A 7,091-nucleotide genomic window follows, 5' to 3' on the forward strand; every position below is an offset into this window, starting at 1 on the left:
TTGGCCTGGATCTGGCGCCCCCTTTTCCGCCGAACGCCGCGCGTTGCGCCTTGATGTAGGTGCTGTCGATCGCGGTGCTCTTTGCAACCACACCGGCATTCACCAGCGCGTCGAGCAGCTTGAGCCAGAAGCCACGGCGCGACCAGCGGTTGAACCGGTTGTAGATCGTCGTGGATGGTCCGTAATCGGCCGGGCAGTCGCACCAGCGGCAGCCAACCTTCAGCACATGCACGATGCCCGAGATCACCCGCCGGTCGTCAACCCGCCGCGCGCCGGGTTGGTTATTCGGCAGATGCGGCTCGATCGCTGCCCAGGCTTCATCCGACAACCAGAACAGCGCCATGCCTCACTCCTCCGTATCCACGCACCAGTGAATCAGGAAAACCAGCATGTCTCAAGAGGCTGATTAGGTTTCGACCCTAAATGCCTCCGTCCCACATGAACCGGGGCGGAAGCGCGCGTGCAGACGGCAATGCGGTTTGCTGCGGCGTTATGACAGGGAAACCCAAACACTCACTAGCGGTCATTCAATCCGGTTGCTGCTCCGTCTGTCATGGGCATAGGATTTGGATTAAAGGGCAATGGCACAGATTCAGGGCCGCCTTCATCTCTAATTGCCGGTGGTTTTGGCAAAGGCATACCAAGCATTCCGATAGTTTCGATCAGAAGCGCCTTTTCTTCCGCCGTTGGAAGGGGCGGCCCAATGGAATCATTCACGGGCATTGCGCTTCTCACTCAGTAGCAGGCTGGCAGTCTCAGCATAGTTTGCACCGAGAAATGCTTTGCCTTTAACCCACGCCGGGCATTCATCCATCCAGCGTGATCGCGGATGATGCGTTATCTGCCGTATTAACGAATGGCAGAAAGCGTTAAGCGGCTTGGCAGCCTTAAGCGGCCGTTTCTGGGTCGCGTTGGACGTCCGTTCGGCCGGCCAACTCCAAAGCGTCCTCCACATCGACCCCCGGAGCGCAGTCGCCTGTCCGAACGATGTGATGAACGGGAAGGTGCAGTAGACCTTCCCGTCCCCTGCAGTGCTATAACGCCGACTGAAGCGACGCTGCATCGAGGTCCACGTTCAGCTCTCGCGACCAGACGCGCAGCGCGCGGCATTGACTGACGAAGGTCTTGGCATCCTTGGCCTTGGCGAGGCTGACAAATCCCTCGTCTCGATCTGTCACCCCAGCGGCTTGGAACAGGTCATTGGCGGCGTCACTGTGACCGATGAATTTGCAATGGGCGAAGGCATCGGCGACGAAGTCCTTGGCCGTCGCATCCTTGGCCAGCAGAACTGCGCCAGCCTCGGACGGCAGGACCGCCACCGCATCGTATAGCACCGAGGGGCCGCCATCGATCTTCTGCTTGGCGGCGACTTTCGTGCCATCATCGAGCGTTACGCCGCCGATTTTGGGTGCGACGACCTCCCACAAGGCGCCTTCTGCCTCCAGCGCCTTGGTCAAGGCAGCAAACAAATCGGCGCTGCTGCCGTCGGTCAGCAGGATGCCCATCTTGCGCCCCTTGAAGTCCTGCGGGCCGTTGGACAGGATGCTCAGCTTGGCCGAGGGCGGCAGGTCGCGAGTGGGCTTTGCGGCCTTTGCCGGTTCAGGCAGATCGAGACCCAACCCATCCGCAACCGTCGCGGCCAGTCCTTCGTCGATCAGGCGCAGATGCGATACGGCGCGGGCACGAATGTCGACGCGCTCAACCTTCGACAGTTCGAACACCAGCGCGTCACCGATATGCTTGCGTTCGATGGGTTGCTGGCTGACGAAGAACTGCCGCGCCTGGCTGTAATGGTCGGCGAACGTCTCGGCGCGGATGCGCTGCTTGGTGCCCTGCACCTCGGCGGGGAAGCTGCGATAGCCGATCGTCGGGTTCTCGCGCGGGCCGCCATCGGGGTCCCAGCTGTTGGGCTCGTAATTGGCGCGCCCCTTGGGATTGCGCATCGCCATATGGCCGTCCTGCTGGAAATTCATCACCGGACAGCGCGGCGCATTTACCGGGATATGGGTGAAGTTCGGGCCACCCAGACGCTTCAACTGCGTATCCAGATACGAGAAGTTGCGCCCGTGGAGCAGCGGATCGTCCGAGAAGTCGATGCCGGGCACCACATTTTGCGTGCAGAAGGCGACCTGTTCGGTGTTGGCGAAGAAATTGTCGACATTGCGGTTCAGGGTCAGCGTGCCGATGATACGGACCGGCACCTCTTCCTCGGGAATCAGCTTGGTCGAATCGAGATGGTCGAAGGGCAGGCGATCGGCGGTTTTCTGGTCGAACAGCTGGACACCCAAATCCCATTGCGGAAAGTCGCCACCTTCGATTGCGGTCCACAGGTCGCGGCGGTGGAAATCGGGATCGGCACCGTTGATCTTGACGGCCTCGTTCCACAGCACCGATTGCAGGCCCTGGCGCGGCTTCCAGTGGAATTTGACGAAGGTCGACCTGCCCTCGGCATTGACCAGCCGGAAGCTGTGGACGCCGAAACCCTCCATGGTGCGAAACGAGCGCGGGATCGTCCGGTCGGACATCTGCCACATGACCATGTGCCATGCCTCGGGGCTCAGGGACGCGAAGTCCCAGTAATTGTCGTGTGCCGACTGGGCCTGGGGAAAGGCGCGGTCGGGTTCCTGCTTTACGGCATGAACCAGATCGGGGAACTTGATCGGGTCCTGAATGAAGAAGACGGGAATGTTGTTGCCGACAATGTCCCAATTGCCCTGCTTGGTATAGAATTTGACCGCGAAGCCGCGCACGTCGCGGGCCAGGTCCATCGACCCCTTGTTGCCCGCCACGGTCGAGAAGCGGACGAAGACCTCGGTCTGCTGCCCCACCTCGCTCAGCACGTCGGCGCGGGTGTAATCGGCCAGGCTTTCGGTCAGCTCGAACACGCCGTGCGCGCCGTAGCCGCGCGCATGGACCACCCGTTCGGGGATGCGTTCATGGTCGAAATGGAAGATCTTCTCGCGCAGGATGAAGTCTTCCAGCAGCGTCGGTCCGCGCTCGCCCGCGCGCAGGCTGTTCTGGTCATCCGCAATCGGGACCCCCTGTTGGGTCGTCATCGTGCGGTCGGCATCCTGGATGGTCTGATGCGTTTCGCCGCCATGGCCCTGGGGCTCGGCATAATGGGTCGGCGCGTCCGATCTGGCAGGAAGGGCAGAGGCGTTGACGGGTGCCTCTCCCTTTGTCTGCCCCGCGCGGGATTTGGTCTTGTCGGCCATGATGCTGCCTTCCGTCGTTGAGGGATGTCAGCCCTCCCAACGCACGGCTCACGCAATCGTCCGCCTGCTAAATGGTTGATATTAATCAAGGCTTATCGGGCGCACCTGTCGTACGCATGCGTGACTGATCTGGATCGGTCGTGCCAGGCCGCCACGCATAGGAGAATGATTCTGGACGAGGACATTCCCGTGATCATCTGTGTTCCCGCACGAAACGAGGCGGTCTTGTTGCCCCGGTTGCTGTCGGCGATTGCCAGACAGTCGGTCGACGGGAATGACCTGCACCTATGTCTCTATCTCGATGACTGCCGGGACGGCAGCATGGCCATGCTCGAGAGGGTGCGCGCCGCTTTGCCGTTTGGACTGACCGTGTCGCAGGGTCCCGTAAATTCTGAACCGAACGCAGGCGCGGCCCGCCGCGCGGCGCTGGCCATGGGCCTGGAGCGTCTGGCGGGCGGCGAAGGGCTGCTGTTCACGACCGACGCCGACAGCATCCCGCATCGGGAGTGGATCGCGGCGGGCCGCCGGGCCCTGCAGGAGGCGGATGTGGTGGCGGGGCGTATCCTTCGCCTCGATGCCGCCCGCGATCCCCGGCAATGCCGCATCGAGCGCTATTATGATCGGCTCCACCAATATCGGCGCCTTGTCGACCCGGTGCCATGGGAGGCGCGGGATACCCATCATTTCGGCGGTGGCGCCAACCTCGCGGTCCACGCCGCCGCCTATCGCGCGATCGGCGGCTTCCTGCCGCTGCCGTCCGGCGAAGATGCCCGGTTTCTCGATGACGCGGCGCGGGCCGGCTTTCGCGTCCGCCGCGACGGGGCGATGGCGGTCGACACATCCTCCCGGCGCGACGGACGGGCCGCCGGGGGCCTTGCCGACCTGTTGCGGGCGCTGGATCAGGGCGAATTGCCATCCATGGCCGACCCGCGCGGATCGGCATGGCAATGGCACGCACAGGCGGCCGCGCGACGCAGCTTCGCGATGATAGACCAGCCCGATGCCCGCATGACGCTGGGACGAAGTCTGGGTCTGGCGGCGGACCATGTGCTGGGCGTTGCGCGGGATTGTCCCAATGGCGAGGCGTTCGCCATGCGTATCGTCCCCGCACCCATGGCCCATGATGCCATGGTGTCGCTGGCGGTAGCGGAAGATATTCTGCGTGAACTGGAAAGCCGGTGGTGCGAGGTCGCGGCATGACGACGATGGCCGATCAACTGCAAAGCGCGATCGCTGCTTCCGGCTGGGCCGAAAATCCGCCAGGCGATCCGCAGACGGGTGACGAGCTGATCACGCTGTTGGCGGGTCTGTACGCGATCGGCCGCCGCGACCTGCCGCTTGCCCGCCTGGTCGAGGGGCATGTCGATGCCGTGCAGATCGTCCGGCGCTATGGCTCGGCCGTCCAGGTCGACCGGCTGGGCCATGCCTTGGCACGCGGCGCGACGCTGGGGGTGTGGAATGCCGGACTGCCGGGCGAGGCGCTGCGGCTGGACGGCGGGTGGCTGAGCGGCGGCAAAAGCTATGCCTCGGGGGCGGGTGTGCTGAGCCATGCGCTGGTCACGGCGGATACGTCGAGCGGCGTGCAATTGCTCCTCCTCGACCTTGCCCGCGTGCCACCGGCGATCGACACCGATTGGTGGCAGGTGATCGGGATGCAGCGATCCGAAACGCATCAGGTGCGCTGGGATCATGCCCCCGTCACCGACGCGGATCGGCTCGGCCAGCCCGACAGCTATGCACGAGAGCCCTATTTCAGCGGCGGCGCGCTGCGTTTCGTGGCGGTTCATGCAGGCGGCGTGGCGGGTATCTGCGACCTCAGCCGCGATCATCTGGTGAAGACGGGGCGGGCCGACGATCCCTTCCAGACCGCCCGAATGGCCGAATTGTTCGCACTGGCCGATGGCGCGGCCGCCATCGTAAGGCGGACGGCGCGACTGTGGTTCGAGGATGCCGAAGGAGGAGACGAGCCACGCCTGGCACGCGTGGCGGCGGCCCGATTGGCGGTGGCCGATGCGGCCGAACGGGCGATCGTCGTCGCGCGCGAGGCGGTGGGGCTGGCTGGCCAGTTCCACAGCCATCCACTCTCGGCCATGCTCAGCGATCTGGCGGTCTATCTCCGCCAGCCGGCCCCGGACGCCCAAAGGCTCCGTGTCGGTCATGCGGTTCGACAGGGTCTGTTGGTGCCCGGCTTGTGACGCTGGATCTCAAAGCCGTTTGCCGCGCGGTCATCGTTGCACCCCATCCGGATGACGAGATCATCGGGGCGACTGGCCTGATACAGGCCTTGCGGCGGCAGGGCAGCATGGTCCGGGTCATCGTGGTCAGCAACGGCGCTGCCTCGCATCCGAATAGTGGGGCATGGCCCCCCGAACGACTGATCGCGGCGCGTCGGCAGGAAAGTCTGTCGGCGCTCCGCCGTCTGGGTGTGACGCGTCAGCATGTGACCTTCCTGGGGCTGCCCGATGGCAATCTTTCCGCCGAAACGCTGCTATGTCGTCGGCGGTTAAACCGGGCGATCCGTCGGTGCCGTGGTTTGGACATGCTCGTCGGACCCGCCATGACCGACGCGCATCCCGATCACCGGGCCGTCGCAGCGGCGCTTCGGGCCGTCCGGTTTTCGGGACGACGCATGACCTATCAGGTCTGGCCGCCGCAACGCACGAGGGTCGCCCGATGCCGAACCGTTTCGCTGGCGGGCGGGGTGGCGGCGAAGCGATCGCTGATCCGGATGCATCGCACCCAATTGGGCGCGATCACCGACGATCCTCATGGCTTTGCGATCGCACGCCATGAACTCGCGGTCTTCGCGCACCCGGTCGAACAGTTCGCCGAGGACGCGCGATGAGGCCTATCGACCTAACCGATTTTGCCGAGAAATTCGCGGCGAATGATGACCCTTGGCGGACCTATTCCGACCGCGACGAAGCCGTAAAGCGTGCGGCGATCCTCCATGCCTTGGGGCCAGGCCCTCTTGGCCGCGTTCTGGAACTCGGAAGCGGCAACGGATCGAATAGCCGAGCCATTGCCGCTCGTGCCTTGCGTCTTCACGCGACAGAGGGAACGCCCGAAGGTACGGCGCTGACTGCCCAAGCCGTCGCGGACTGGCCTCGCGCGCGTGCCATCCGCTTGGCTTTGCCTGCGCGACTCCCGCAGAGAGACTATGATGCGATCGTGATCGCCGAACTGCTTTATTATCTACCCCCGCAAGCGATGAGGCACGTCGCCAAGTGCGTCGCCCAAGCGCTACGCCTCGGCGGACGACTGGTGCTCGCGCATCACCAGGTCGACTATTACGACTTCGCGCAGCATGCAGCCGGGATACAGCAACGCTTTCTCGATCTGACCGGCCGATCCTGGCGGATAAATATGACGCGCCGTAGAAGAAGGTGGCATATGACGGTCGCGCGTCCGATTTGCGGGTCCAGCCCCGGCGGCCAACCTACCTATGCCCCCCATTCTTCGGTATTCGCGCAATAGAAATTTGAGGGAGCGGCCGACAGCTCCCATGAACTGACGGCAGGAGGCAGGAATTTAGAATAGCGGTATGAAATGGCCGTAGTTGGGTCAAATACGCGTCGTAACTTGCCGCCGACTATCGCACGATATGCGATGGGCTGGCGCGGCTCATCGCACATTTCTGTCACGTTGACGCGTTAGCATTCAGGTGGGGGTACTCGCGGGGGTGCTTACGGCGCGTCTTTAGAAATAGCGCGCAATTCTAATTTGTTAAGGTGTGCCGTGGGTGCGAAATCATCCTGCCCCCGCAACCATTCCCACGCCCCACCGCAACCGCCCCGGAATAAACCGAGGCGGATTTTTGTGTTTGCCCCTCGTGGTTTAGGCTCGAGGGGCGCGGGTGACGTGATGGGTTGGACG

Annotated in this window: 6 protein-coding genes; 4 read left to right on the forward strand and 2 right to left on the reverse strand. The window is 63.6% G+C overall.

The window, feature by feature from the left end; all coding sequences use genetic code 11:
* Both SB4_RS17485 and SB4_RS17490 read right to left on the reverse strand, forming a co-directional pair.
* The coding region (locus SB4_RS17485; protein WP_153006314.1) for an IS5 family transposase at positions 1-343 on the reverse strand (343 nt) is incomplete at its 3' end.
* A gap of 691 nt (positions 344-1,034) precedes the next feature.
* Complete coding sequence (locus tag SB4_RS17490) at positions 1,035-3,215, reverse strand: catalase (RefSeq protein ID WP_058716137.1); 2,181 nt, start codon at positions 3,213-3,215, stop codon at positions 1,035-1,037.
* Between the two features lie 165 nt (positions 3,216-3,380).
* Between SB4_RS17490 and SB4_RS19285 the strand changes: the two genes are divergently transcribed.
* From SB4_RS19285 to SB4_RS19290, 4 genes are read left to right on the forward strand one after another with little or no spacing between them, the layout of a single operon-like run.
* Positions 3,381-4,415 carry a glycosyltransferase family 2 protein gene (locus SB4_RS19285; protein WP_193751612.1) on the forward strand — a complete coding sequence of 345 codons (1,035 nt, stop codon included), beginning with the start codon at positions 3,381-3,383 and terminating at the stop codon, positions 4,413-4,415.
* Positions 4,412-5,410, forward strand: coding sequence for an acyl-CoA dehydrogenase family protein (locus SB4_RS17500; RefSeq protein WP_058732338.1), 999 nt, complete (start codon positions 4,412-4,414; stop codon positions 5,408-5,410). Before SB4_RS19285 ends, SB4_RS17500 begins: the two co-directional genes overlap by 4 nt.
* On the forward strand, positions 5,407-6,060 hold the full coding sequence (locus SB4_RS17505) for a PIG-L deacetylase family protein (protein WP_058732332.1): 654 nt from the start codon (positions 5,407-5,409) through the stop codon (positions 6,058-6,060). Before SB4_RS17500 ends, SB4_RS17505 begins: the two co-directional genes overlap by 4 nt.
* Positions 6,057-6,692: a class I SAM-dependent methyltransferase gene (locus SB4_RS19290; RefSeq protein WP_082670271.1), complete on the forward strand. Its 636-nt coding sequence runs from the start codon at positions 6,057-6,059 to the stop codon at positions 6,690-6,692. Before SB4_RS17505 ends, SB4_RS19290 begins: the two co-directional genes overlap by 4 nt.
* Positions 6,693-7,091: the final 399 nt, after the last annotated feature.

Origin of the sequence: Sphingomonas sanguinis (genome assembly GCF_001476905.1) — a bacterium.
GTDB classification, from domain to species: Bacteria; Pseudomonadota; Alphaproteobacteria; order Sphingomonadales; family Sphingomonadaceae; genus Sphingomonas; species Sphingomonas sanguinis_B.

What these genes read in the sequence shown, in the direction of transcription:
- SB4_RS19285 (WP_193751612.1), top strand. Translation starts at nt 3,381, where the DNA reads ATGATTCTGGACGAGGACATTCCCGTGATCATCTGTGTTCCCGCACGA.
- SB4_RS19290 (WP_082670271.1), top strand. Translation starts at nt 6,057, where the DNA reads ATGAGGCCTATCGACCTAACCGATTTTGCCGAGAAATTCGCGGCGAAT.
- SB4_RS17490 (WP_058716137.1), bottom strand. Translation starts at nt 3,215, where the DNA reads ATGGCCGACAAGACCAAATCCCGCGCGGGGCAGACAAAGGGAGAGGCA.
- SB4_RS17500 (WP_058732338.1), top strand. Translation starts at nt 4,412, where the DNA reads ATGACGACGATGGCCGATCAACTGCAAAGCGCGATCGCTGCTTCCGGC.